The sequence below is a fragment of the Sphingomonas sp. Xoc002 genome (assembly GCF_050408055.1).
Taxonomy (GTDB): domain Bacteria; phylum Pseudomonadota; class Alphaproteobacteria; order Sphingomonadales; family Sphingomonadaceae; genus Sphingomonas; species Sphingomonas yabuuchiae.
This window is the reverse complement of record NZ_CP191175.1, coordinates 1,866,939-1,888,833: the sequence shown is the minus strand read 5'-3', so window position 1 is coordinate 1,888,833 and position 21,895 is coordinate 1,866,939. Positions and strand designations below refer to the sequence as shown.

At 66.5% G+C, this 21,895-nt stretch carries 25 protein-coding genes; 13 read left to right on the top strand and 12 right to left on the bottom strand.

Annotated features, from left to right (window positions below; all coding sequences use genetic code 11):
- Positions 1-52: 52 nt before the first annotated feature.
- The 7 genes from ACQR50_RS08335 to ACQR50_RS08305 all read left to right on the top strand — a co-directional run bounded on the left by ACQR50_RS08335 (position 53) and on the right by ACQR50_RS08305 (position 6,376).
- Positions 53-1,099: a substrate-binding domain-containing protein gene (locus tag ACQR50_RS08335; RefSeq protein WP_428970573.1), complete on the top strand. Its 1,047-nt coding sequence runs from the start codon at positions 53-55 to the stop codon at positions 1,097-1,099.
- Complete coding sequence (gene pstC / locus ACQR50_RS08330) at positions 1,096-2,472, top strand: phosphate ABC transporter permease subunit PstC (RefSeq protein ID WP_428970572.1); 1,377 nt, start codon at positions 1,096-1,098, stop codon at positions 2,470-2,472. Before ACQR50_RS08335 ends, pstC begins: the two co-directional genes overlap by 4 nt.
- 43 nt (positions 2,473-2,515) lie before the next feature.
- Complete coding sequence (gene pstA / locus ACQR50_RS08325; RefSeq protein WP_428970571.1) at positions 2,516-3,730, top strand: phosphate ABC transporter permease PstA; 1,215 nt, start codon at positions 2,516-2,518, stop codon at positions 3,728-3,730.
- Positions 3,727-4,488: a phosphate ABC transporter ATP-binding protein PstB gene (gene pstB / locus ACQR50_RS08320; protein ID WP_428970570.1), complete on the top strand. Its 762-nt coding sequence runs from the start codon at positions 3,727-3,729 to the stop codon at positions 4,486-4,488. The genes pstA and pstB overlap by 4 nt, the downstream gene beginning before the upstream one ends.
- Before the next feature lie 8 nt (positions 4,489-4,496).
- On the top strand, positions 4,497-5,183 hold the full coding sequence (phoU, locus tag ACQR50_RS08315; protein ID WP_428970669.1) for a phosphate signaling complex protein PhoU: 687 nt from the start codon (positions 4,497-4,499) through the stop codon (positions 5,181-5,183).
- A 13-nt stretch (positions 5,184-5,196) separates the two neighbouring features.
- Positions 5,197-5,889, top strand: a complete 693-nt coding sequence (gene phoB / locus ACQR50_RS08310; RefSeq protein WP_042488715.1) for a phosphate regulon transcriptional regulator PhoB — start codon at positions 5,197-5,199, stop codon at positions 5,887-5,889.
- A 109-nt stretch (positions 5,890-5,998) separates the two neighbouring features.
- Positions 5,999-6,376 (top strand): hypothetical protein, encoded by a 378-nt coding sequence (locus tag ACQR50_RS08305; protein WP_428970569.1) that lies wholly within the window; start codon positions 5,999-6,001, stop codon positions 6,374-6,376.
- A 72-nt stretch (positions 6,377-6,448) separates the two neighbouring features.
- On the opposite strand, the gene ACQR50_RS08300 is transcribed toward ACQR50_RS08305, so the two are convergent.
- Positions 6,449-6,781, bottom strand: coding sequence for a DUF2794 domain-containing protein (locus tag ACQR50_RS08300; RefSeq protein WP_428970568.1), 333 nt, complete (start codon positions 6,779-6,781; stop codon positions 6,449-6,451).
- Positions 6,781-7,464, bottom strand: a complete 684-nt coding sequence (epsC, locus tag ACQR50_RS08295) for a serine O-acetyltransferase EpsC (protein ID WP_058745292.1) — start codon at positions 7,462-7,464, stop codon at positions 6,781-6,783. Before epsC ends, ACQR50_RS08300 begins: the two co-directional genes overlap by 1 nt.
- A 154-nt stretch (positions 7,465-7,618) precedes the next feature.
- Here epsC and ACQR50_RS08290 point away from each other — a divergent pair, with 154 nt between their 5' ends.
- On the top strand, positions 7,619-8,383 hold the full coding sequence (locus ACQR50_RS08290) for a sulfite exporter TauE/SafE family protein (protein ID WP_428970567.1): 765 nt from the start codon (positions 7,619-7,621) through the stop codon (positions 8,381-8,383).
- A 132-nt stretch (positions 8,384-8,515) separates the two neighbouring features.
- Here the strand turns inward: ACQR50_RS08290 and ACQR50_RS08285 are convergent, their stop codons facing one another.
- Positions 8,516-9,037 carry a carboxymuconolactone decarboxylase family protein gene (locus ACQR50_RS08285; RefSeq protein ID WP_056434968.1) on the bottom strand — a complete coding sequence of 174 codons (522 nt, stop codon included), beginning with the start codon at positions 9,035-9,037 and terminating at the stop codon, positions 8,516-8,518.
- A gap of 124 nt (positions 9,038-9,161) precedes the next feature.
- A complete protein-coding gene (locus tag ACQR50_RS08280) occupies positions 9,162-9,707 on the bottom strand; it encodes a peroxiredoxin (protein WP_042488670.1) in 546 nt (181 codons plus the stop codon).
- 156 nt (positions 9,708-9,863) lie between these two features.
- Here ACQR50_RS08280 and ACQR50_RS08275 point away from each other — a divergent pair, with 156 nt between their 5' ends.
- From ACQR50_RS08275 to ACQR50_RS08265, 3 genes are all read left to right on the top strand, one after another.
- Positions 9,864-10,766, top strand: a complete 903-nt coding sequence (locus ACQR50_RS08275; RefSeq protein WP_056434969.1) for a hydrogen peroxide-inducible genes activator — start codon at positions 9,864-9,866, stop codon at positions 10,764-10,766.
- A gap of 66 nt (positions 10,767-10,832) precedes the next feature.
- On the top strand, positions 10,833-11,453 hold the full coding sequence (locus ACQR50_RS08270) for a fasciclin domain-containing protein (RefSeq protein ID WP_076716182.1): 621 nt from the start codon (positions 10,833-10,835) through the stop codon (positions 11,451-11,453).
- A gap of 114 nt (positions 11,454-11,567) precedes the next feature.
- Entirely contained in the window at positions 11,568-12,188 is a 621-nt protein-coding gene (locus ACQR50_RS08265) for a fasciclin domain-containing protein (RefSeq protein ID WP_428970566.1), read from the top strand.
- Between the two features lie 50 nt (positions 12,189-12,238).
- Here the strand turns inward: ACQR50_RS08265 and ACQR50_RS08260 are convergent, their stop codons facing one another.
- The 3 genes from ACQR50_RS08260 to pgsA are packed head-to-tail and all read right to left on the bottom strand — an operon-like array spanning position 12,239 to position 13,487.
- Positions 12,239-12,679, bottom strand: a complete 441-nt coding sequence (locus tag ACQR50_RS08260) for a molybdenum cofactor biosynthesis protein MoaE (protein WP_428970565.1) — start codon at positions 12,677-12,679, stop codon at positions 12,239-12,241.
- A complete protein-coding gene (gene moaD, locus ACQR50_RS08255) occupies positions 12,676-12,933 on the bottom strand; it encodes a molybdopterin converting factor subunit 1 (protein ID WP_428970564.1) in 258 nt (85 codons plus the stop codon). Before moaD ends, ACQR50_RS08260 begins: the two co-directional genes overlap by 4 nt.
- On the bottom strand, positions 12,933-13,487 hold the full coding sequence (gene pgsA / locus ACQR50_RS08250) for a CDP-diacylglycerol--glycerol-3-phosphate 3-phosphatidyltransferase (RefSeq protein ID WP_428970563.1): 555 nt from the start codon (positions 13,485-13,487) through the stop codon (positions 12,933-12,935). The genes moaD and pgsA overlap by 1 nt, the downstream gene beginning before the upstream one ends.
- A 114-nt stretch (positions 13,488-13,601) precedes the next feature.
- On the opposite strand from pgsA, the gene ACQR50_RS08245 reads away from it, so the two are divergent.
- Complete coding sequence (locus tag ACQR50_RS08245; RefSeq protein ID WP_428970562.1) at positions 13,602-14,912, top strand: MFS transporter; 1,311 nt, start codon at positions 13,602-13,604, stop codon at positions 14,910-14,912.
- Here ACQR50_RS08245 and ACQR50_RS08240 read toward each other — a convergent pair.
- From ACQR50_RS08240 to ACQR50_RS08220, 5 genes are all read right to left on the bottom strand, one after another.
- Positions 14,909-15,076 (bottom strand): hypothetical protein, encoded by a 168-nt coding sequence (locus ACQR50_RS08240; protein WP_167345429.1) that lies wholly within the window; start codon positions 15,074-15,076, stop codon positions 14,909-14,911. The two genes, ACQR50_RS08245 and ACQR50_RS08240, sit on opposite strands and share 4 nt — an antisense overlap.
- A gap of 96 nt (positions 15,077-15,172) precedes the next feature.
- Positions 15,173-16,876, bottom strand: a complete 1,704-nt coding sequence (locus ACQR50_RS08235; RefSeq protein WP_428970561.1) for a cation acetate symporter — start codon at positions 16,874-16,876, stop codon at positions 15,173-15,175.
- Complete coding sequence (locus tag ACQR50_RS08230; protein ID WP_056434975.1) at positions 16,873-17,178, bottom strand: DUF485 domain-containing protein; 306 nt, start codon at positions 17,176-17,178, stop codon at positions 16,873-16,875. Before ACQR50_RS08230 ends, ACQR50_RS08235 begins: the two co-directional genes overlap by 4 nt.
- A 70-nt stretch (positions 17,179-17,248) precedes the next feature.
- Positions 17,249-18,565 carry a sigma-54-dependent transcriptional regulator gene (locus ACQR50_RS08225; protein ID WP_428970560.1) on the bottom strand — a complete coding sequence of 439 codons (1,317 nt, stop codon included), beginning with the start codon at positions 18,563-18,565 and terminating at the stop codon, positions 17,249-17,251.
- Positions 18,562-20,352 (bottom strand): sensor histidine kinase, encoded by a 1,791-nt coding sequence (locus tag ACQR50_RS08220; RefSeq protein WP_428970559.1) that lies wholly within the window; start codon positions 20,350-20,352, stop codon positions 18,562-18,564. The genes ACQR50_RS08225 and ACQR50_RS08220 overlap by 4 nt, the downstream gene beginning before the upstream one ends.
- Positions 20,353-20,561: 209 nt before the next feature.
- Between ACQR50_RS08220 and ACQR50_RS08215 the strand changes: the two genes are divergently transcribed.
- Positions 20,562-21,893 carry a dicarboxylate/amino acid:cation symporter gene (locus ACQR50_RS08215; RefSeq protein WP_056434979.1) on the top strand — a complete coding sequence of 444 codons (1,332 nt, stop codon included), beginning with the start codon at positions 20,562-20,564 and terminating at the stop codon, positions 21,891-21,893.
- The last annotated feature ends 2 nt before the right edge of the window (positions 21,894-21,895 follow it).

Below are 21,895 nucleotides of genomic sequence, written 5' to 3'. Positions count from 1 at the left end.
GCGAGCGTGGCAGCGCCGGTTCGCACCCGTTCCGGTGTTTCCAAGGATCTCGATGCGTCTGCCCTGCCTTCTCGCCGCGATGTTCGCGCTGGCGGCCTGCCATGATCAGGCCAATGGCGGCGGCGCGGGCGTGCGGGAGCAGATCACGGCTGTCGGTTCGTCGACCGTCTATCCCTTCACCACGATCATCGCCGAGCGTTTCGTCGCGGCCGATCCCGATGCCAAGGCGCCGGTGATCGAGTCGACGGGTACGGGCGCGGGCATGAAGCTGTTCTGCGCCGGGATCGGGGCGGGGCATCCGGACTTGGAAGATGCCTCGCGCCGCATGAAGCCCAGCGAATATCGCGACTGCGCGGCGCACGGCGCGGGCGAATTGCTGGAGATTCAGATCGGCATCGACGGCATCGCCTTTGCCGAATCCAAGCGCGGGCCGCACATGGCGCTGACCTCGGTCGACATCTACCGCGCGCTGTCGGCCCATCCCGGCGGCAAGCCCAATACCGCGCGCACCTGGGCCGACGTCAATCCGATGCTCCCCGCCATTCCGATCCAGGTCTATGGTCCGCCCGCGACCAGCGGCACGCGCGACGCACTGGCCGAGCTGATCCTGGCCAAAGGGTGTGATGCGGTCGAGCCGGGCGCACCCGCGTTGGCCGCTCGTGATCCCGAAGCGCACCGCCTGTTCTGCACGCGCGTGCGCGAAGACGGCGCCTATATCGATGCGGGCGAGAACGACAATCTGATCGTCCAGAAGCTCCAGGCCAATCCCGATGCGCTGGGTGTCTTCGGCTATTCCTATCTCGAGGAAAACCGCCAGACCGTCGACGGGGTGACGATCAACGGCGTGCAGCCGACCTATGACGCCATCGCCGCCGACCGTTATCCGGGATCGCGTCCCCTCTATGTCTATGCCAAGAAGGCGCATCTCGATGCCATTCCGGGGTTGCGCGCTTTCCTGCGGCTTTATGCCGAAAACTGGGGCAAGGACGGGCCACTGGTCCGCCGGGGTCTGATCGCCTCGCCTGAGGCGATCCAGGCTCGTTCGCGCGCCATCATTGCCCGTGAAATCACGCTCGATCCAGCGAGCCTGCCGTCATGAACGGCGTCGTCCTTCTGATCCTGACGGTCGGGCTGGGCATCATCGCCTGGGCCTCGACGCGGATGCATGCGCTCGGTTTCCGCCGTCGGTCGGGAACGCGCACCAGCTCGCTGCCGCATCATTACGGCTGGTATGTCGCGCTGTGGACGGCCGTGCCGCCGTTGATCTTCCTTGCCATCTGGGCCGCGACCTCCCCCGCGCTCGTCACCGACATGGTGCTTCAGGCCCCGGCCGCCGTACAGCTTCCCCCGCCCGGGTTCGAACGGGCGGCGATCCTGTCCGAGGCGCGAGCGCTGGCGGCGGGACAGGCGCATGGCGCGTTCCATGCCCTGTCGCGAACGCTCGCCCCCGCCTATGACGCCGCGCAGACGCGGATCGACTGGATCGCCACCGCGATCGTCCTGCTGCTGGCGCTGGCGGGCGGTGCCTATGCCTATCTGCACGTCCGGCCGGAGTTTTCGGCGCGCACCCGGATCGAGCGGGTGGTGCTCGGACTGCTGCTGGGTGCGTCGCTGATCGCGATCCTGACCACCGCCGGGATCGTCGCCTCCCTGCTTTACGAGGCCGGTCGCTTCTTTTCGGTCGTGCCGGTTACCGATTTCCTGTTCGGCACGCATTGGAGCCCCCAGTCGATCGATCCGCGCAATCCCGGCGCGTCGCTGGGCGCGGTCCCGCTGTTCTGGGGCACCTTCTTCATCGGGGCGGTCATCGCCATGGCGGTCGCCATCCCGTTCGGGCTGATGAGCGCCATCTATCTGACCCAATATGCAGCCCCCCGTGCACGCCGGATCATAAAGCCGGTGCTGGAGGTGCTCGCGGGTATCCCGACCGTCGTCTATGGCTATTTTGCCGCACTGACCGTGGCCCCCGCCGTCCGGCAGTTCGCGGTTGCGATCGGCATCGAGTGGGCTTCGTCGGAAAGCGCCTTGGCCGCCGGGCTGGTCATGGGGGTGATGATCATTCCCTTCGTATCGTCCATGGCGGATGACAGCCTGGCCGCCGTGCCCAGCTCGATGCGGGACGGCAGCCTGGCGATGGGGGCCACCCCGTCCGAGACGATCACCCGCGTCATGCTGCCCGCCGCCCTGCCCGGCGTGGTCGGCGGCGTGCTGCTGGCCGTCAGTCGCGCGATCGGCGAGACGATGATCGTCGTCATGGCCGCCAGCGGGGTCGCCACGCTGACCGCCAATCCCTTTGCCAGCACGACCACCGTCACCCGCCAGATCGTCGATCTGCTGACCGGCGAGGCGGAGTTCGACAGCCCCAAGACGTTGGCCGCCTTCGCGCTGGGCCTGACGCTGTTCCTCATCACGCTGCTGCTCAACATCGTCGCGCTGAATGTGGTGAAGCGGTATCGGGAAACCTATGAGTAAGCCGCCCTCCCAGCCTCCGGCCACGGGTTGGAACAGCCCCGCCATGGCCCGTCGCCTGCGTCGGCGCTATGCCGCCGAGCGTCGCTTCCGGCGGCTGGGCGCGGCGGCCGTCGCCTTGTCGGCGGCGTTCCTGGCCTTCCTGCTGATCACCATGCTGGCGCAGGGGCTTCGCGGCTTTACCGAGACGCGGGTGGCCATGCCGGTCAACCTCGCCGCCGCCGAACTGCCGATCGAGCCGGCCCGCCTGAAGGGGCGCGGGGCCGATCTGGCGCTGGCCGGGGCCGGGCTGGAGGATGCGGTGGAGAGCGCCGCGACGACCGCCTTCGGCCCGATGGGAACCGACCTGCTGTCGCCCGGCGCCTGGATCGTGGTGCGCGACGCGATCAAGGCCGATCCCGGCCTGCTCCGTCGCACCGTCCGCTTCGAACTGCCGATCGCCAGCAGCTACGACGTCGCCGCCAAGGGTGTCGGTACGCCGGAGGCCGAGCGCGTCGTCGCGCAGTTGCAGGCGCGCGGGGTCCTGTCGACGGGATGGGACATGGGCTTCCTGCGCGACGCCGATGCCACCGACCCGACGCGGGTCGGCATCTGGGGCGCGGCGAAGGGCTCGCTGCTGACGATGCTCGTCACGCTGGCGCTGGCCTTCCCCATCGGTGTGCTCGCCGCCCTCTATCTGGAGGAATATGCGCCGAAGAACCGCTGGACCGACATGATCGAGGTGTCGATCAACAATCTGGCGGCAGTCCCCTCGATCATCTTCGGACTTTTGGGGCTGGCGGTCTTTCTGGGCAGCTTCGGCCTGCCGCGCTCGGCCCCGCTGGTCGGCGGCCTGACGCTGGCGCTGATGACCATGCCGGTCATCGTCATCGCGGGGCGCAATGCGATCAAGGCGGTGCCGCCCTCGATCCGCGATGCCGCACTGGCGGTCGGCGCTTCGCGGGTGCAGGTGATCTTTCACCATGTCCTGCCGCTCGCCCTGCCCGGCATCCTGACGGGCACGATCATCGGCATGGCGCGTGCGCTGGGCGAGACGGCCCCCCTGCTGATGATCGGCATGCGCGCCTTCATCGCCGCGCCGCCGCACGGGCTGACCGATCCGGCGACCGTGCTGCCGGTCCAGATTTTCCTCTGGTCGGATCAGGTCGACCGCGGCTTTATCGAAAAGACCTCGGCCGCGATCATCGTCCTGCTCGTCTTCTTGCTCGCGATGAACGGGCTGGCCATCTATCTCCGCAATCGGTTCGAGACACGCTGGTGAATACCCCCAAGATAACCGCGCGCAACGTCAGCGTGTCCTATGCCGACAAGCATGCGATCCATGACATCTCGATCGATGTCGACATGGATCACGTCATCGCGTTCATCGGCCCGTCGGGCTGCGGCAAGTCGACCTTCCTGCGCACGTTGAACCGCATGAACGACACCATCCCCTCGGCACGCGTGTCGGGCGATGTGCGGCTGGACGGGCAGGACATCTATGCGCCCGAGATGGACGTGGTGCAGCTGCGCGCGCGCGTCGGTATGGTGTTCCAGAAACCCAACCCCTTCCCCAAGTCGATCTACGAAAATGTCGCTTACGGTCCACGCATCCATGGCCTGGCGACCTCGCGGAGCGAGATGGATGCCATCGTCGAGCGCTCGCTGACCCGCGCGGGCCTGTGGAACGAGGTCAAGGATCGCCTGTCGGAAAGCGGCACTGCGCTGTCGGGCGGCCAGCAGCAGCGGCTGTGCATCGCCCGCGCCATCGCCGTCGACCCCGAAGTCATCCTGATGGACGAGCCGTGCAGCGCGCTGGACCCGATCGCGACGGCGCGCATCGAGGAGCTGATCCACGACCTGCGCGGCCGCTACGCCATCGCGATCGTCACCCACAATATGCAGCAGGCCGCCCGCGTCTCGCAACGCACCGCCTTTTTCCACCTCGGCACCTTGGTCGAGTACGGCAAGACGTCCGATATCTTCACGAACCCGAAGGAAGAGCGGACGAAGGACTATATTACCGGCCGTTACGGCTGAGGACGAGCATCATGGACCACACCGTAAAAGCCTTCGACAACGATATCGGCCGCCTGCGCGGGCTGATCAGCCAGATGGGCGGATTGGCCGAGGAGGCGATCGCCAATGCCATCAGGGCGCTGCAACGCTCCGACCTGGAACTGGCGCGAAAGGTCCGCGAGGACGACAAGGCGATCGACCTGATCGAGGCGGAGGTCGAGCGGCTGGCGGTGCGGACCATCGCGCTCCGGGCGCCGATGGCCAACGACCTGCGGGAGGTGGTCGCGGCGCTCAAGATCGCCAGCGTCGTCGAGCGCATCGGCGACTATGCCAAGAATATCGCCAAGCGCGTGCCGATGATCGAGAGCGAGGATCGGATCGAGCCCGTCTCGATCCTTCCCGCCATGGCCAAGATCGCCTCGGCGATGGTGCACGACGTGCTCGACGCCTTTGCCGCGCGCGATGCCGAGGCGGCGATCCGGGTCCGCGACAGCGACAACGCGCTCGACGATTTCTACGATTCCATCTTCCGCACGCTCGTCACCCATATGGTCGAGAATCCCAAGACGATCGGACAGGTCGCGCACCTGCTGTTCATCGCCAAGAATCTCGAACGGATCGGTGACCATGCGACGAACGTCGCGGAGATGGTCTATTTCGCCGCCACCGGCACCCAGATGGGTGAGCGGGACCGCGGCGGCACATTGCCTTCTTGAGGGAACAGGCACGATGGCACGGGTAAAGATGTTGCTGGTCGAAGACGACGCCGCGCTGGCGGAACTGCTCGTCTTCCATTTCAAGCGCGAGGATTTCGACGTCACCCACACGGTCGACGGCGAGGAGGCTCTGCTGCTGGCGCGGGAGAGCACGCCCGACATCGTCCTGCTCGACTGGATGGTCGAGGGGATTTCGGGGATCGAGGTCTGCCGCCGCCTGCGCCGCTCGGCCGAGACGGCGAACGTGCCGATCATCATGCTGACCGCGCGCGGCGAGGAAGAGGACCGGGTACGCGGGCTGGAGACGGGCGCGGACGATTATGTCACCAAGCCTTTTTCCCCGCGTGAACTCGTCGCGCGCGTCGGCGCGGTGCTGCGCCGCGTACGCCCGGCGCTGGCGGGCGAGGCGCTGACCTATGCCGATATCGAGATGGATACGGTCGGCCACAAGGTCCGCCGCGCGGGCGAAGTCGTCTCGCTCGGGCCGACCGAATTCCGCCTGCTCAAGCATTTCCTCGAGCATCCCGGCTGGGTCTTCTCGCGCGAGCGGCTGCTCGACGCGGTATGGGGGCATGACTCGGATATCGAAAGCCGGACCGTCGACGTGCATATCCGTCGCCTGCGCAAGGCCATCAACATCGGGGACCGCCCCGACATCATCCGTACGGTGCGCTCGGCGGGCTATTCGCTCGACGCCGGTGGTTGATTAAAAGCCTGTCAGGATCGGGTCGCAAGCGAAACGAGGGAGCCAAGTGCGGCATGGGGCGTTCTGCCCGACGCGCTAACGCACTTGCGCTTCTGAACAGGAGATTCGCATGAAGCTCGTTTTTCTGGCCGCCACCGCTCTGATGGCGGCGCCCGCTTTCGCCCAGCAGACCCAGACCGACACCACCGCCCAGGCGGGGATGCAGGCTGGCGCCTCGACGCAGACCGATACGACCACCAGCCAGACCGACACGTCGGCTCAGGGCTCGATGCAGGCCAATGCCGCCGCGACCGCCGGCACGATGACCGCCGGCGGCTATCAGCCCGCCCAGCCGCCCATGGCGTCGCAGCCCGCCCCCGGCGCGCCGGTCGTGTTCCAGCAGGCGCCGAGCCCGTCCCAGGCCTATCCGGCCCCGGCGCCGCTCAAGAGCTATCCGATCTGCAAAAAGGGTCAGTATGACCAGTGCCGTCAGCGTGGCGGCAAGTAATCGGCCTCTCACCCGGCTGTAAGAATGGCGCCGGTTCCCGACACGGGGACCGGCGCTTTTCATGAGGACGGGTTATTCCTCGACCAGCTTCATGAGGCGTCGCTCGACCGGGGCCAGAACCGGCCCCAATTCATGCCCGCGCTTCAGCACCGCCCCGCCCTCGCCGATCAGCGCCCACATGCCCTGACGGTTGCGCAACGCCGGGCGCTTCTCGATCCGGAATTCGGGGCGCTCGGCCGCGCGGCGAAAGGCGGAGAAGATCGCCGCATCGCGGCCCATGTCCATCGCATAGTCGCGCCAGTGCCCGGCTGCGACCATGCGGCCATAGAGGTCGAGGATACGGGTCAGTTCCGTGCGGTCGAACCCCACCTGACCCGCCGTCTTGGGAAAGGGTACGACCCCCATCAGGCCCGGTCGCGCTCTTCGCCCTGCTCGGCCAGCACCGCGTCCAGCCGCCGCCGCATCGTCTCCAGCTCGCAACGGAGCATTTCGATCTTCTGGGTCTGGGGATCGAACATTTCGGAACAGGGCGTGCCGTAGGGGACGAAGCGCTTCTCCGGCGCAGCCCCGCCTTCGACGATCGTCGGGCGAGCCGGAATGCCGACCATCACCGCCCCCTCGGGCACGTCGCGCGTGACGACCGCGTTCGCGCCGACCCGGGCACGCGGACCGACGATGATCGGACCCAGCACCTGCGCACCGGATCCGACGATCGCACCGTCCATCAGGGTCGGATGGCGCTTGCCCGCCACGCCATTGTCCGGGCTGGTGCCGCCCAGGGTCACGCACTGATAGATGGTGACGTCGTCGCCGATCTCCGCCGTCTCGCCGATCACGACGAAGCCGTGGTCGATGAAGAAGTTGCGGCCGATCTTGGCGCCGGGGTGAATGTCGATCGCGGTCAGGAAGCGGGTGAAGTGATTGACCAGCCGTGCGAGGAAGAAGGCCCGCGACTTGTACAGCCGATGCGCGACCCGGTGCCCGGCCAGCGCCCAGACACCGGGGTACAGCAAAATCTCCGCACGCGAATGCGGAGCGGGATCGCGAGCCCGGATCGAATCGAGATAAGCGGCCAATCGGCTCGGCATGAGCATGTCCCCAGATGCGATACGCGCATTTAGGCATAGGCTCGGTCAAAATCCAGATCGACCCACTCTCGCTTGGTATCGGGCAAACTCTATCGCGGTTGCAGCGTTGGCCGGGACACGGCATGGCCGCCGGTCATAAAGCACAGGAGACGTGATGGACCCGACCAGTACCGAACTGATCCACATCCTGCCGTTCGTGGCCGTGGGGTTTGCCGCGCAGGTGGTCGACGGTGCGCTGGGCATGGCCTTCGGGGTGATCTCCAACACGCTGCTGATCAGCCTGGGCGTGCCGCCTGCCGCCGCGTCGGCGGGCGTGCACAGCGTCGAGACCTTCACCACCGCCGTCTCGGGGATCAGCCATGCGGTGCATCGCAACGTCAACTGGCGGCTGTTCCTGCGGCTGATGATCCCCGGCGTGATCGGCGGGGCGCTGGGCGCCTATGTGCTGTCCAACATTGATGCGGCCGTGGTGAAGCCCTTCATCCTGGCCTATCTGACCGGCATCGGCATCTATCTGCTGATCCGCGCCTGGCGGCACAAGGCGGCGACGCGCGAACCCAGGATCGTCGAGCCCCTGGGGTTCCTCGGCGGCTTTCTGGACGCGGCGGGCGGCGGCGGCTGGGGGCCTGTCGTGACGTCGAACCTGCTGGCGCAAGGCGCTGCGCCGCGCACGACCATCGGTACGGTCAACACGGCCGAATTCTTTCTGACGGCAACCATCTCGGCGACGTTCATCACGCAGCTGGGCTGGGGCGCCTTCACCATGGCGACGGTCGGGCTGCTGATCGGCGGCATCTGTGCGGCGCCGTTCGGGGCGATGCTGGCCAAGCGGGTCCCGGCGCGAACCCTGTTGACGCTGGTCGGGGTGATCCTGACCCTGACCAGCCTCTGGGGGCTGTATCAGGCGGTTAAAGGATAAATCCTCCCCGGCACGGGGAGGTGGCAGGCCAAAGGCGTGACGGAGGGGGGCTTCCGCAGAGTCCGTCCTTGGCGGAGAGCCCCCTCCACCATGCTACGCATGGTCCCCCTCCCCGTGCCGGGGAGGATATTTTTACGCGATCGCCGAGTGGACGGTGGCCACGGCCTGCATCACCGCCGCGATGCGGACGGCGGTCTGGATGACCTCGGCCGACGCACCGGCCTTCTTCAGCACTGCCTCATGCGCGTCGATGCACATGCCGCAGCCGTTGATTGCCGACACCGCCAGGCTGAACAGCTCGAAATCGATCTTGTCGATGCCCGGCGCGCCGATCACGTTCATGCGCAGCTTGGCGGGCATGTTGCGATATTCCTGGTTCCCGGCCAGGTGGGTGAAGCGGTAATAGACATTGTTCATCGCCATCACTGCCGCCGCCGCGCGCGCCGCATTGGCGGCTTCGGGCGAGAGCTTGGGGGCGCATTCCGCCTCGGCGGCCTCGACCAGCGGCTTGTGGCCGGTGCCGTGCGCGCAGGCGAGCAGCAGGCCGTACTTGCGCTGATCGTTCAGCACCGGCTCGTTGAGCAGCGAGCCGACGTTCAGGCGGATGTCCTTGGCGAAGTCGGGCAGCTGCCCGGCAAATTCCTTGAGCGACATGAAAGGGATTGCTCCGGATAAACGACGCCCCAGTCCGGGCCGCCGATCCGCGATGGACCAGCAACCCTCGCCGGGGCGTCGGAAATGTTGGGCCCAGGGACGTCACCGCCCCCGGACGACAGGATTACTCGGCGGCGAGCTGGAGGACGTCGTCGCCCTTGTTCCAGTTGCACGGGCACAGCTCGTCGGTCTGCAGCGCGTCGAGGACACGCAGCGTCTCGGCCGGGTTGCGGCCGACGTTCAGGCCGTTGATCGTGACGTGCTGGATGACATTGTCGGGGTCGATGATGAAGGTCGCGCGGTAGGCGACATGCTCATTCTTGTCGACGATGCCCAGCGCGTCGGCCAGGACGCGGCCATTGTCCGCGATCCAGGGGAAGTCGGCCGCGGCCAGATCCGGGTCCGACTTGCGCCATGCCAGGTGGACGTGCGCGGTGTCGGTCGACGCGCCGATCAGCACGGCGTCGCGATCCTCGAAATCGCCCTTCAGCTCGGAATAGCCCACGATTTCGGTCGGGCAGACGAAGGTGAAGTCCTTCGGCCAGTAGAACAGGACCTTCCACTTGCCCTCATAGGAGGTGTCGCTGATCGTCTCGCCGGCGGGCAGCGCGTTGGTGCCCTGCTGGACGGGAACGGTGAATGCGGGGAGCTTGTCTCCAACGGTCAACATGGCAATAGCCTCCATTCTTCTACAAAATTCGGCTTCAGCCATCCTCTCGCACGACCGGCGGTTGGCCCGCCTGTATTCGTTGCCGCGACAGATATGGGGACTGGCGCCTTTGATCCAACAAGCTATTTGTCACATCGCAATCGACTGAGACGATCAATGGCCGCGACCTATCTACCGACGCTGAAACAGTTACAATATCTCGTGGCCCTGCAGGACCATGGCCATTTCGGCCGGGCGGCGGATGCGTGTTTCGTCACGCAATCCACCCTGTCGGCGGGCCTGCGCGAACTGGAAACGCTGATCGGCGTGACGCTGGTCGAGCGGACGCGGCGTGTGGTGCGCTTCACGCCGCTGGGCGAGCGGATCGCCGACAAGGCGCGCCGCGTCCTGCGCGAGGCGGACGAACTGGGCGACATGGCCCGCGCCGCCGGACGGCCTTTGTCGGGCGAGATGCGCATGTCGGTGATCCCGACCATCGCGCCCTTCATGCTGCCGCGCATCCTTCCCCGGCTGCGGCGCGACTTTCCCGACCTGAAGCTGTTCCTGCGCGAGGAGCCGAGCGGCCCGGCCTGCGAGCGTCTGCACAACGGCCGCACCGACTGCGTGCTGCTCGCGCTCCCCTATGCCTGTGGCGAGGTGACGGCCGAGCCCCTGTTCGACGACCGGCTGTTCGTCGCCTTCCCGACCGACGAGGATGTGACGCCGCCCGCCGCCTTCCCGGCCTCTGCGATCGACGAGGCGCGGCTGTTGCTGCTGGAAGACGGGCATTGTCTGAAGGACCATGCCCTGGCCGCCTGCAACCGCCCCGAACTGCGCGCGGAGGCGACGATGCTGGGCACGTCGCTCCACACCATCGTCCAGATGGTCGACAATGGCCTGGGCATGACGATGCTGCCGGAAATGGCGCTGCGCTCAGGGATTCTGGACAATACCCAGATCACCGCGCGGCCGCTCGACGCCGAGAATGCGGTACGCAAGATCGCGCTGGTCTGGCGTCGTGCCAGCCCCCGCGAGAAGGACTTTCGTTTGTTGGCACAGGTGCTCGCGGAAGCAGCGTGAAGCGCAACCCGGGTGGTGCCTTGCGCGTCCCCTTCGATATCATCCCATCTACAGGAGATTTCGCCCATGACCCATAATGCACGGCGGCTGGTGGCCGTTCTGCCGCTCATCGCCATGATCGGACTGGGCGGCTGCGGACGCGGGCGGGATCAGCGGGAGGCCCCTGCGGCCCCGTCCAGCGCCCCGGTCGTCGCGACCCCGGCGGCTCCTCAGCCGGACCAGCCGATGGTCCCGACCCGCACCATCCTCGACAATGCGACGGCCACGCCTTCGCTATCCTCGCTGGTCGCCGCGATCCGCGCCTCCGGGTTGGCGACGACGCTCGCAGGCCCCGGCCCCTATACGCTGTTCGCACCATCGAACGAGGCTTTCGCTCGACTGGCTCCCGGTGTGCAGGAGCAGCTGTTGCAGCCCGCCAACCGGGACTCGCTGGTCAAGCTGATCCGCTTCCATATGGTGCCCGGCGTCGTCGGTATCGCCGACCTGCAACAGCAGATCGCGGCCGGTGGCGGGACCGCCAAGCTGATGACCGTCCAGGGCGAATGGCTGACCGTCAGCATGACCCAGTCGGTCATCACCCTGACCGACAGCGGCGGCAACAAGAGCTATATCGAGGCGGGTGACATGACCCAGGCGAACGGGGTCATCCACATCGTCAACGGCGTTTTGGTGCCAAAACTGGATTAAGTGCGTTACTCCCGTCAGGACGGCCGTTTCGCTTGAGGAACGGCTGGCCTGCCCTTCACCATGCGGCGCGATGCGACCCCGCTCCGCCGCCAGAAGAACGGGAGTATGCTATTCATGTTGAAGACTTTTACTATTCTCGTGTCCGCCACGGCCCTGACCGGCGCGACTGCCGCTATGGCCCAGACGGCGCCCCAGACGGCACCGATGCAGCCCGCGCCTGCCCAGACGGCCCCGGCCCAGACCGCTCCGGCAGCCCCGAACACCGCGACGCCCGCCGCAACCGGCACCATCGTCCAGATCCTGGCTGCTACGCCGGATCGCAGCACGCTCGCACGCCTCGTCACCACGGCGGGCCTGACCGCCGATCTGTCCGGCCCCGGCCCCTTCACCGTCTTCGCGCCGAGCAACGAGGCGTTCAGCCGTATGCCCCCGGGCGCGCTCGACACGCTGAGCAAGCCGGAGAACAAGGCCACGCTGGCGACGATCCTGAAATACCATGTCGTGTCGGGCAAGGTGACCGCCGACCAGCTGAAGGCGCAGATCGCGGCGGGCAACGGCACCGCCACGCTCACGACCCTCGCCGGTCAGCCGCTGACGGCGCAGCTCGGCCCCAACGGCAATATCATGCTGACCGACGTGAACGGCCAGAAGGCCTATGTCGACAAGGCCGATGTGCAGGCGACCAACGGCGTCGTGCATTTGACCAACGGCATCAACGTGCCGAAGATCGGCTAAGTCGGCGGAACGCCGAAACAGGAAAAGGCGGGGCTTCGGCCTCGCCTTTTTTATGCAGTCCAGCGTTCGGCGGCCGCCGTGTCGCTGTCACGCGCCTCGACCCAGCGGGCATCATGCCCCCGCGTCTCGCGCTTCCAAAAGGGCGCGTCGGTCTTCAGCCGGTCGATCAGATAGGCGCAGGCGTCGAGTGCGTCGCCGCGATGCGGGGCCGCCGCCAGGACCAGCACGATCCGTTCGCCCGGCCGCATGGGGCCGACGCGGTGGACGATCGTCGCGGCCTGAAGCGACCAGCGCTCCCCCGCCTCGCGCGCAATCCGCTCCAACGCCGCCTCGGTCGCGCCGGGATAATGTTCGAGTTCGAGGCAGTCGACCCCGTCATCGGCGCGGACCAGCCCGCAAAAGCTCGCCACCGCGCCGACATCCTGTCCCTCGATCCGCACCATTTCCTCGGCGAGATCGATCGGGGCGACCGATACCAGGATACGGATCATCCGCCCGTCACCGGCGGAAAGATCGCGACCTCACGGGCATTGCCGATGGCGGCGTCGAGGCCAACGAAAGTCTGGTCGACCGCGGCGCGCAGCCGCTCCGGCTCGGCCATCGCCTCGGCATAGCCGCCGCCGCGCGTCGCGAGCCATGCGATCAGATCGGCGACCGTCACGACATGATCGGGCGGCCTCACCGTCTCTTCGGCCTGTCCGATCCGTTCCCGGACCCAGGCGAAATACAGGATCGTCAGCGTCATCAGCTATCCATATGCTTGAGGCCGACGCGGAGATAATCCCAGCCGGTGACGAGCGTCAGCACCGCCGCGGCCCAGAGCGCCGCCAGGGCCGCCACATGCAGCCACGGCCAACCGGGCAGCGCACCGCCCAGGATCAGACCGCCGAGCGCGATCAGTTGCAGCGTCGTCTTCCACTTGGCCAGTCGCGAGACGGGCACCGACACCTGCAATTGCGCCAGGAACTCGCGCAGTCCCGACACCGCGATCTCGCGCAGCAGGATGACGAGGCCAGCGACCACGCTCACCCCGCTCAGGACCTGTACCGCGACCAGTACCAGGATGACGGAGGCGACCATGATCTTGTCGGCGATCGGATCGAGAAAGACGCCCAGTTTCGACACCGCTCCCTGCGCGCGCGCGAGATAGCCGTCGAAATAATCGGTAATGCCCATCAGGCAGTAGAGGGCGAAGGCGATGCCGTAGCCCAGCGCCCAATCGGGTTGCCACAACAGCCCCGCGAGCAGCGGCACGGCCAGGATTCGCGAGAGCGTCAACAGGTTGGGCAGCGTCAGCATGCCGCCTTCTAACCGCTCGTTCGCACATGACAAACCGCTTTAAGCGGTTGGCGATACGGGTACGCATGGCTATGTTGCTGTCATCCTGTTGCCACGATCGGGCCATTTTTCGTTATGCTCAATGCCCTCGGGCTTCTCAAACAGCGTCGCTTCCTGCCGCTGTTTGCCACCCAGTTTCTCGGCGCGTTCAACGACAACCTGTTCAAGACGTCGATGGTGTTGTTCGCCACCTATGCGATCTTCACCGATCCCCATTCCGAATTCTATTTCAACTGCGCCGCGACCGGCGCCGCCATCCTGCCCTTCGTCTTCCTGTCGGCACTGTCCGGGCAATTGGCCGACAGCCACGACAAGGCCAGGATCATCCGCATCGTGAAGACGGTCGAGATCGGCATCATGCTGGTCGGTGCGGGCGGCCTGCTGATCGCCAAGGCGGGGTACACGACCGCCGGACTGGCGCTGATGCTGGGCACGGTGCTGGCGCTGGGCGTCCATTCGACCTTTTTCGGGCCGATCAAATACGCCATCCTGCCCCAGCATCTGGAGGCCGAGGACATATTGGGCGGTACCGGCCTGGTCGAGGCGGGGACCTATCTGGCGATCCTGCTCGGCACGGTCGCGGCGGGGTGGATCCCGATCGAGGCGGCCGCCATCGGTGTGCTGGTGGTCGCGGTGATCGGCTGGTTCCTGGGGCGTCAGGTGCCCCCGGCGCCGCGCGAGGGGCCGCCGCTGAAGCTCAACTACAACCCCTTTACCGCCTCGTGGCGGCTGATCTCGGCGACGCTGCATATCCGCCGCCTGTTTCTGGCGATCATCGCGATCAGCTTCTTCTGGACGATCGGCGCGGTGCTCATCATCATCTTCCCGCCGCTGGTGAAGAATGTCCTGACGGCGGACAAGGAAGTCGCCAGCCTCGCCATCGCCATCTTCTCGATCGGGGTCGCCATCGGATCGGTGGTCATCAATACAATGCTGAAGGGCGAGATTTCGGCGCGCTATTCGCCGATGTCGGTCATCGCCATGGGCGCCTTCGTCGTGCTGTTCTCGTTCCTGTGCCGCAACTGGACCCCGGCGGTCGGCGGCGGTCTGTATAGCTGGCAGGCATTCCTGGCCGAACCGCGGGCCATCGGCATCCTCGCCACGCTTCTAGCGATCGCCACGACCGGGGGCATGTTCGTCGTGCCGCTCTATGCCTTTCTGACCACCACGGTCGAAAAGGATCAGACCGCGCGGACGGTGGCGGCGAACAACATCGTCAACTGCTTCGCCATGACGATCGGCTCGGTCCTGGCCTTTGCGATCAGCGCGGCGGGTGTCTCATCGGCCGACATGCTGTTCGTGGTCGCGGGCATGTGCCTCGTATCCGCCTGGCTCGCACTGCTGCTGCATCGTGCCTGCGACGAGGTTTCCGTCGAACCGGCTTAAAACAGAAACGTGTAGATGCTGATGAAGAAGGCCGTGAAGCTGAGGACGAACAGCCGGATATCCTGATCGTCGTCCTGTCGCCTCCGCGCTTTGACGGGGGGCGGCAGCGTGCGCCGAAAGGGGTGGCGGGCGGCTTCGTTGGTCAGGACTAGGCGGCGTCTCATAGCCCCCTGTTAACGTCTCGTTTACCGTTTCGGCAGCGGCCCGATATCGGACCGTCTGTCCCCGCTGCCCCGTATCGAGACAGCGGGGATCGAGACTTAATGGTCGTGTGCGCCCGACGCGCCGATACCCATCTCCGAGCGGATGCGCTGCGCCGGATAGCCCGCCTTGTCGACCGCCGCACGACCGCTGCTGTCGGTGATCGACACCAGCCAGATGGTCAGGAACGCCAGCGGCATCGAGAAGATGGTCGGCGAGCCATAGGGGAAGATGGGCGCGGCATGGCCCAAGACGTTCACCCAGATGGCAGGCGACAGGATGGTCAGCACGAGCGCGGTCAACAAGCCGACCAGGCCGCCCGCCACCACGCCGCGCGTCGTGCAGCCCGACCAGAGCAGCGACAGGAACAGCACCGGAAAGTTGGCCGACGCCGCCAGCGCGAAGGCCAGGCTGACCATGAAGGCGACATTTTGCTTCTCGAACAGGATGCCCAACAGGATCGCGATGACCGCCAGCACCAGCACGGTGATCCGCGACACCCGAAGCTCGGAAGCGGAGTCCGCCTTCCCCTTCTTGATGACGGTCGCATAGAGGTCATGACTGACCGCCGAGGCTCCCGACAGGGTCAGACCGGCCACCACCGCCAAGATGGTCGCGAACGCCACCGCCGAGATGAAGCCTAGGAACAGGTTGCCGCCGACCGCCTGCGCCAGGTGGATCGCCGCCATGTTGCTGCCGCCACGCAGCGCGCCATCCGCATCGAGGAAGCCAGGGTCGGTCGCGACCAGCACGATCGCGCCGAAGCCGATGACGAAGGTCAGGATGTAGAAATAACCGATCCAGCCCGTCGCCCACAGCACCGAGCTGCGTGCCGCCTTGGCATTGGGCACCGTGAAGAAGCGCATCAGGATATGCGGCAGGCCCGCCGTGCCGAACATCAGCGCAGCGCCGATCGAGATCGCGGAGATCGGATCCTTGATGAACCCGCCCGGCCCCATGATCGCCCGGCCCTTCGTCACCGCTTCGTCCGGCCCTGCGCCCGCCAGCGCCGCCAGTGCCGTCTTCACCTCGACCGCGCGGGCGAACAGCGCCTCGGGGCTGAACCCGAACCGCGCCAGCACGGCGATCGCCATGAAGCTGGCAGCACCCAGCAGCATCATCGCCTTGACGATCTGGACCCAGGTCGTCGCGGTCATGCCGCCGAACAGGACGTACATCGTCATCAGCACGCCGACGATGATCACCGCATAGCCATAGGGCAGGCCGAACAGCAGGCGGATCAACTGCCCCGCCCCGACCATCTGCGCGATCAGATAGAACAGGACGACGAGCAATGTCGAACACGCCGCCACCATCCGCACCGGCGTCTGGGCGAAGCGGAAGGACGCGACATCGGCAAAAGTGAACCGCCCCAGATTGCGCAGCCGCTCGGCCATCAGGAACAACAGGATCGGCCAGCCCACGAGAAAGCCGATCGAATAGATCAGCCCGTCATAGCCATCGGCATAGATCTGCGCCGAAATGCCCAGGAAGGATGCGGCGGACATGAAGTCGCCCGCGATCGCCAGCCCGTTCTGGAAGCCGGTAATCCCGCCCCCGGCCGTATAGAAGTCGGAGGCCGTCCGGGTTCGCCGCGCGGCCCAACGGGTGATAGCCAACGTCAGCGCGACAAAGGCCGCGAACATGCCGATCGCGGTCCAGTTCGTCGCCTGCTGGACGGCAGGACCGATGGCATGAGCCTCGGCCGCCGAGACGGGCAGCAGCGTCAGGGCGGCGGCAAGCGTGATCCCCCCGCGCGTCATGCGCCATACTCCGCCCGGAGTGCGTCGATGACCGGATCGAAATCGCGATTGGCCCGCCATACGTACAGGCCGGTCAGCACGATCGCGAGGGCGATCACCCCCAGTCCGATCGGTATGCCCCAGCTTGTCGCGCCCCCGCTGACCGAATGGGCGAGCAACGCCTTGTCGAAGGCGATGGTCAGGACGAACCCGAAATAGACGATCAGCATGATGACCGTCAGGACAGTGGTAAATCGCCCTCGCTTGCGAACCAGCGCGATATAGCGCGGATCGCTGGCCAGACGGGCTGCGGCATCCTCCATGGCAATCTCCTAACCCCCGCACCGTACATCGGTGTCGTGACCGCCATGCTCCCCCGCCCCCGCCGTAACGTCAAGCGCGATTGGGGCGATAGGCGTTCAGGTCTATGCCGTGCCTTGCGACCTTGTCGTAAAAGGTCTTGCGCGGGATGCCCAGCACGGCGAGCGCCGCGCGGACGTCGCCGGCCACTTCCTCGAGCACTGCGCGGATCGTCGCGCCCTCGAATTGCTCGACCCGTTCGGGCAGGGGCAGCGGATCCCCCGCCTCGCGCGCTTCGCCGAACAGGCCCAGCGCGACGCGATTGGCATAGTTGCGTACCTCGCGCACATTGCCCGGCCAGTCGTGCGACAGCAGCCGCGCCTGGATACTGCCGTCGATCATCGGCACCGGCCGCCCGAAACGCTCCGCCGCCTCGCGCAGGAAATGGGCAAAGAGCAACGGCACGTCGGCCCGCCGCTCGCGCAACGGCGGCACGCGCAGCCGCACCGCGTCGAGCCGGTAGAGCAGGTCGGCGCGGAAACGCCCCTCCTCCACCGCGCGGGCCAGATCGGATTTGGCGGCGGCCACGATGCGCAGGTCGAGCAGTTGCGGATCCTCCGCCCCGATCGCGCGGACCTCCCGCTCCTCGACCACGCGGAGCATCCGGCCCTGGAGCGCGGGGGCCATGCTGTCCACCTCGTCGAGGAACAGCGTGCCGCGATGCGCCGCCGCGATCCGCCCCGGCGTTCGGCCATGCGCCTGGCCGAACAGCTCGTCCTCGGCGATCGCCTCGGGCAAGGCGGCGCAGTCGACCGCGATGAAGGGCCGCGTCCGCCTGGAGCTCCAGCGGTGGAGCAGCAGCGCGACCAGTTCCTTGCCGGTCCCCGTCTCTCCCTCGACCAGCACATCGACATCGGCCTGCGCCACCTGTCGCACCGTATCGCGAAGCCGCATCATGACCGGGGTCTCCCCGATCAGCGGATAGGCGCCCTGTGCCTCCTCCGCCGCCTGTCGCAACCGCCGGTTGTCGAGGACCAGTCGCCGCATCTCCAGCGCGCGCTCGGCGCTGGAGATCAGGTGATCGGCGGCAAAGGGCTTGGCGACGAAGTCATAGACGCCCTGCTTCAGGGCGGCGACCGCCATCGGTACGTCGCCGTGCCCGGTCATCAGGATCACCGGGATTTCGGCGTCGATCGCGGCCACCCGCTTCGACAATTCGATCCCGTCCAGGCCCGGCATCCGTATGTCGGACACGACCATGCCGGGAAAATCGGCGGTGATCGTCGCCAGCGCCGCCAGCGGATCGCCATGCGCCTCGACATCGATACCGGCCAGCTCGAACGACTGGGCCAGTGCCTGACGCAGCACCGTGTCGTCATCGACCAGAAGGACCCGCAACGTCTCGCTCATGCGCGCCGCATCCTCAGACGAAAGCCTGCGCCGCCCAGACTTGAGGGGATGGTTTCCAGCATGCCGCCAAACTCCGTCATGATATCCCGCGCAATCCCCAGTCCCAGGCCCAGCCCATCGGGCTTGCCGGTCACGAAGGGGGTGAAAATCTCGGTCGCGATGGCCGGGTCCAGACCGGGGCCGTTGTCCTCCACGGTCAGTTCGACCCCATCGGGATGCTCGACGACCGTCAGTCGCACGCGTGGCGAAGGGGTCTCCGCCACGGCGTCCAGTGCGTTCTGGAGGAGATTGACCAATACCTGCTCCAGCCGCACGCGCCCCGCCACAACCCGGGGCAGGGCCCCGCCCCTCGGCCGCTCCAGCGCGACCCCGGCGGTGCGGAACCGGTCGCCGATCAACAGCATCGTACCGTCCAGCACCGCCTCCAGCGACACCGGGCCCAGCCCATGCGTACCGCGCCGGACGAAGCGCCGCATCTCCTGGACGATCGAGCCGATCCGTTCGGTCAGTTCGACGATGGTGGCCAGATTGCCAGCGGCCTTGTCGGGCTTGTCGCGCGACAGGAAGGTGCGGGCATTGTCCGCCAGCGTTCGGATCGCCGCCACCGGCTGATTGATCTCATGCGCCACACCCGCCGTGATCGAGCCCAGCGAGCCCAGCCGATTGGCCTGGGCCAGTTCCTCGCGCGCCGCGCGGAAGCGCTGGTCGGCGCGGATACGCTCGGAAATCTCGACGGTCAGCTGATCGTTGGTCGCGCGCAGTTCCGCCGTGCGCCGGGCGACCTCCTCCTCCAACGCCTCGCGCGCCATCGCCGCGCGCTCAGCGCGTGTCCGTCGCCAGATCGCCAGCAGCGTCAGCCCGATCAGCCCGACCGCGATCAGGGCGGTGACCGAACGGACCCAGCCGTCCGCCTCCTTCAGTGCGGGCTTGGAGGGAAGGACATGGACCAGTTGCCACCGGGGCAGCGGCGCGGACGTGACGCCGACGATATAGCGAGTCCCCTCCCGGTCCGTCGCATTGCCGCCCGCGATCCGGTAGGGGCCGGGGCGAAGGGCGATCGTGCCGAATTGCTGGCTTTCGCGGATCGCCAGCTTCGCCGAAGGGGTCAGCGGACGGGTCAGCGTGAACTCCGCGGCGGGATCGGTCGTGACCACGACCACGCCGTGATCGTCGAGCAGCAGCGTCTGCCCCGCATCGCTCGCCCAGGCCTGTACCATATGCGCGAATTCGACCTTCACCACGACCACACCGTCCGGGGCAGTCGCAGGACCGATCCGTCGAGCAAGAAACAGGCCGGGCCGGTGGCTCGTATTGCCCAGGGCGAAATATTCGGACGTGCCGGTTCGCATCGCCTGACGGAAATAGGGGCGAAACCCGTAATCCCGCCCGACAAAGCTGTCCGCGCGCCCGGCATTGGAGGCAGCGACAGTGCGTCCGCGCCTGTCGATGGCGTAGATGACCGGCGCCCCGGTCCGCTCCGCCAAGCCGCGCAGCTTCTCGTTCAGCCGTGCGGCAGCCTCCAACGACCCGTTGCGCAAGGCGTCACCGACATCGGGATATTCGACCAGCACGATGGGCAGCAGCCGGAAGCGCTGCAACTCGCTGCTCAGCAGCCTTTCTTCCTGCCGGGCGATGCGCACGGCTTCACCCCGGAGATCGGACACCGCCTGCCGATGGGCGTAGAGACGCAGCAGCGAACCCGCGACGATAGTCAACAGCACGACCGCCAGCAGCGGCAAGGCATGGCGCCAGATCTGGGCGCGGCCGGGATAGGGCGGCAACGACATATGTGCGAAATATCGCAACGCGCGCCCGAATGCCATGCGGATTTTCGCGCGACATAGGGCAAGGTCGCGTGATTTATAGTTATATTTCAGGCTTTTAGTGGTCGTTTCGATAAAATTGAAATCCCCGGCGGCATTCCGCACACTGACGGCAATTCGGAAGCGCGGCCTACCGCGTCCGGCCCACTTTTTGTAGAGGATGCTGAAAAGTCATGATCGCCCAAGATTATGCCGTGGCAGAGGCGCCCCGCCGGGCGCGTATCTGGTCCCACCTTTATGTACAGGTTCTGTTCGCGATCGCGCTGGGCGCGATCATCGGTCATTTCTGGCCGAGCTTCGGCGAATCGCTGAAGCCGATCGGCGACGCCTTCATCAAGCTGGTGAAGATGATCATCGCCCCCGTCATCTTCTTGACCGTCGTCACCGGTATCGCTGGCATGCGCGAACTGGGTTCGGTCGGCCGCGTCGCCGGCAAGGCGTTCTTCTACTTCATCACCGTCTCGACCTTCGCGCTGATCGTCGGTCTGGTCGTCGCCAATGTCGTCCAGCCGGGCGCGGGCATGAACATCGATCCCAGCACGCTGAAGGTCGGGTCGATCGCCGAATATACCGCCAAGGCACATGACACGACGGTCACCGGCTTCCTGCTGGGCATCATCCCCGATACGCTGATCAGCGCGTTCACGCAGGGCAACATCCTGCAGGTGCTGATGGTTGCCATCCTGTTCGGCATCTCGATGGCACTGGTCGGCGAGCCTGCCCGCCCGCTGCTGAACAGCCTGGAGCGGATCAGCGTCGTCATCTTCCGCATGGTCGGCATCCTGATGCGGGCCGCCCCGATCGGTGCCTTCGGCGCCATCGCCTTCACCATCGGCAAATACGGTGTCGGCAGCCTCGTCAATCTCGGCGCGCTGGTCGCGACCTTCTATCTCACCTCGATCCTGTTCGTCGTCGTCGTGCTGGGCACCATCGCCCGCGCCAACGGCTTCTCGGTCCTGAAGCTGATCCGCTACCTGAAGGCCGAGCTGCTGCTCGTCCTGGGCACCTCGTCGTCCGAAGCCGCCCTACCGAACCTCCTGGTCAAGATGGAGAAGGCCGGTTGTGAAAAGTCGGTCGTCGGTCTGGTCGTCCCGACCGGCTATTCCTTCAACCTCGACGGCACCAACATCTACATGACGCTGGCCGCGCTGTTCATCGCCCAGGCCTGCGGCGTCGACCTGTCGCTCGGCCAGCAGCTGGCGCTGCTCCTTGTCGCGATGCTCTCGTCCAAGGGCGCGGCGGGCGTCACCGGCGCGGGCTTCATCACCCTGGCGGCCACCCTGTCGATCGTGCCGGACGTGCCGGTCGCGGGCATGGCCCTGATCTTGGGTGTCGACCGCTTCATGTCGGAATGCCGCAGCCTGACCAACTTCATCGGCAACGCGGTCGCCACCGTCGTGGTCGCCCGTTGGGAAGGGGCCCTCGACAAGGACGCGCTAGACGCCGCGCTCAGCGGCAAGCCGATGCTCTCCACCCCTGCCACTGTCCAGCCGGCCATCGCCTGATC

Excerpts from the sequence above, each read along its gene's own strand:
- ACQR50_RS08335 (WP_428970573.1), top strand. The coding sequence starts at position 53 with ATGCGTCTGCCCTGCCTTCTCGCCGCGATGTTCGCGCTGGCGGCCTGC.
- pstC (WP_428970572.1), top strand. The coding sequence starts at position 1,096 with ATGAACGGCGTCGTCCTTCTGATCCTGACGGTCGGGCTGGGCATCATC.
- pstA (WP_428970571.1), top strand. The coding sequence starts at position 2,516 with ATGGCCCGTCGCCTGCGTCGGCGCTATGCCGCCGAGCGTCGCTTCCGG.
- phoB (WP_042488715.1), top strand. The coding sequence starts at position 5,197 with ATGGCACGGGTAAAGATGTTGCTGGTCGAAGACGACGCCGCGCTGGCG.
- ACQR50_RS08305 (WP_428970569.1), top strand. The coding sequence starts at position 5,999 with ATGAAGCTCGTTTTTCTGGCCGCCACCGCTCTGATGGCGGCGCCCGCT.
- ACQR50_RS08300 (WP_428970568.1), bottom strand. The coding sequence starts at position 6,781 with ATGGGGGTCGTACCCTTTCCCAAGACGGCGGGTCAGGTGGGGTTCGAC.
- epsC (WP_058745292.1), bottom strand. The coding sequence starts at position 7,464 with ATGCCGAGCCGATTGGCCGCTTATCTCGATTCGATCCGGGCTCGCGAT.
- ACQR50_RS08290 (WP_428970567.1), top strand. The coding sequence starts at position 7,619 with ATGGACCCGACCAGTACCGAACTGATCCACATCCTGCCGTTCGTGGCC.
- ACQR50_RS08285 (WP_056434968.1), bottom strand. The coding sequence starts at position 9,037 with ATGTCGCTCAAGGAATTTGCCGGGCAGCTGCCCGACTTCGCCAAGGAC.
- ACQR50_RS08280 (WP_042488670.1), bottom strand. The coding sequence starts at position 9,707 with ATGTTGACCGTTGGAGACAAGCTCCCCGCATTCACCGTTCCCGTCCAG.
- ACQR50_RS08275 (WP_056434969.1), top strand. The coding sequence starts at position 9,864 with ATGGCCGCGACCTATCTACCGACGCTGAAACAGTTACAATATCTCGTG.
- ACQR50_RS08270 (WP_076716182.1), top strand. The coding sequence starts at position 10,833 with ATGACCCATAATGCACGGCGGCTGGTGGCCGTTCTGCCGCTCATCGCC.
- ACQR50_RS08265 (WP_428970566.1), top strand. The coding sequence starts at position 11,568 with ATGTTGAAGACTTTTACTATTCTCGTGTCCGCCACGGCCCTGACCGGC.
- ACQR50_RS08260 (WP_428970565.1), bottom strand. The coding sequence starts at position 12,679 with ATGATCCGTATCCTGGTATCGGTCGCCCCGATCGATCTCGCCGAGGAA.
- moaD (WP_428970564.1), bottom strand. The coding sequence starts at position 12,933 with ATGACGCTGACGATCCTGTATTTCGCCTGGGTCCGGGAACGGATCGGA.
- pgsA (WP_428970563.1), bottom strand. The coding sequence starts at position 13,487 with ATGCTGACGCTGCCCAACCTGTTGACGCTCTCGCGAATCCTGGCCGTG.
- ACQR50_RS08245 (WP_428970562.1), top strand. The coding sequence starts at position 13,602 with ATGCTCAATGCCCTCGGGCTTCTCAAACAGCGTCGCTTCCTGCCGCTG.
- ACQR50_RS08240 (WP_167345429.1), bottom strand. The coding sequence starts at position 15,076 with ATGAGACGCCGCCTAGTCCTGACCAACGAAGCCGCCCGCCACCCCTTT.
- ACQR50_RS08235 (WP_428970561.1), bottom strand. The coding sequence starts at position 16,876 with ATGACGCGCGGGGGGATCACGCTTGCCGCCGCCCTGACGCTGCTGCCC.
- ACQR50_RS08230 (WP_056434975.1), bottom strand. The coding sequence starts at position 17,178 with ATGGAGGATGCCGCAGCCCGTCTGGCCAGCGATCCGCGCTATATCGCG.
- ACQR50_RS08225 (WP_428970560.1), bottom strand. The coding sequence starts at position 18,565 with ATGAGCGAGACGTTGCGGGTCCTTCTGGTCGATGACGACACGGTGCTG.
- ACQR50_RS08220 (WP_428970559.1), bottom strand. The coding sequence starts at position 20,352 with ATGTCGTTGCCGCCCTATCCCGGCCGCGCCCAGATCTGGCGCCATGCC.
- ACQR50_RS08215 (WP_056434979.1), top strand. The coding sequence starts at position 20,562 with ATGATCGCCCAAGATTATGCCGTGGCAGAGGCGCCCCGCCGGGCGCGT.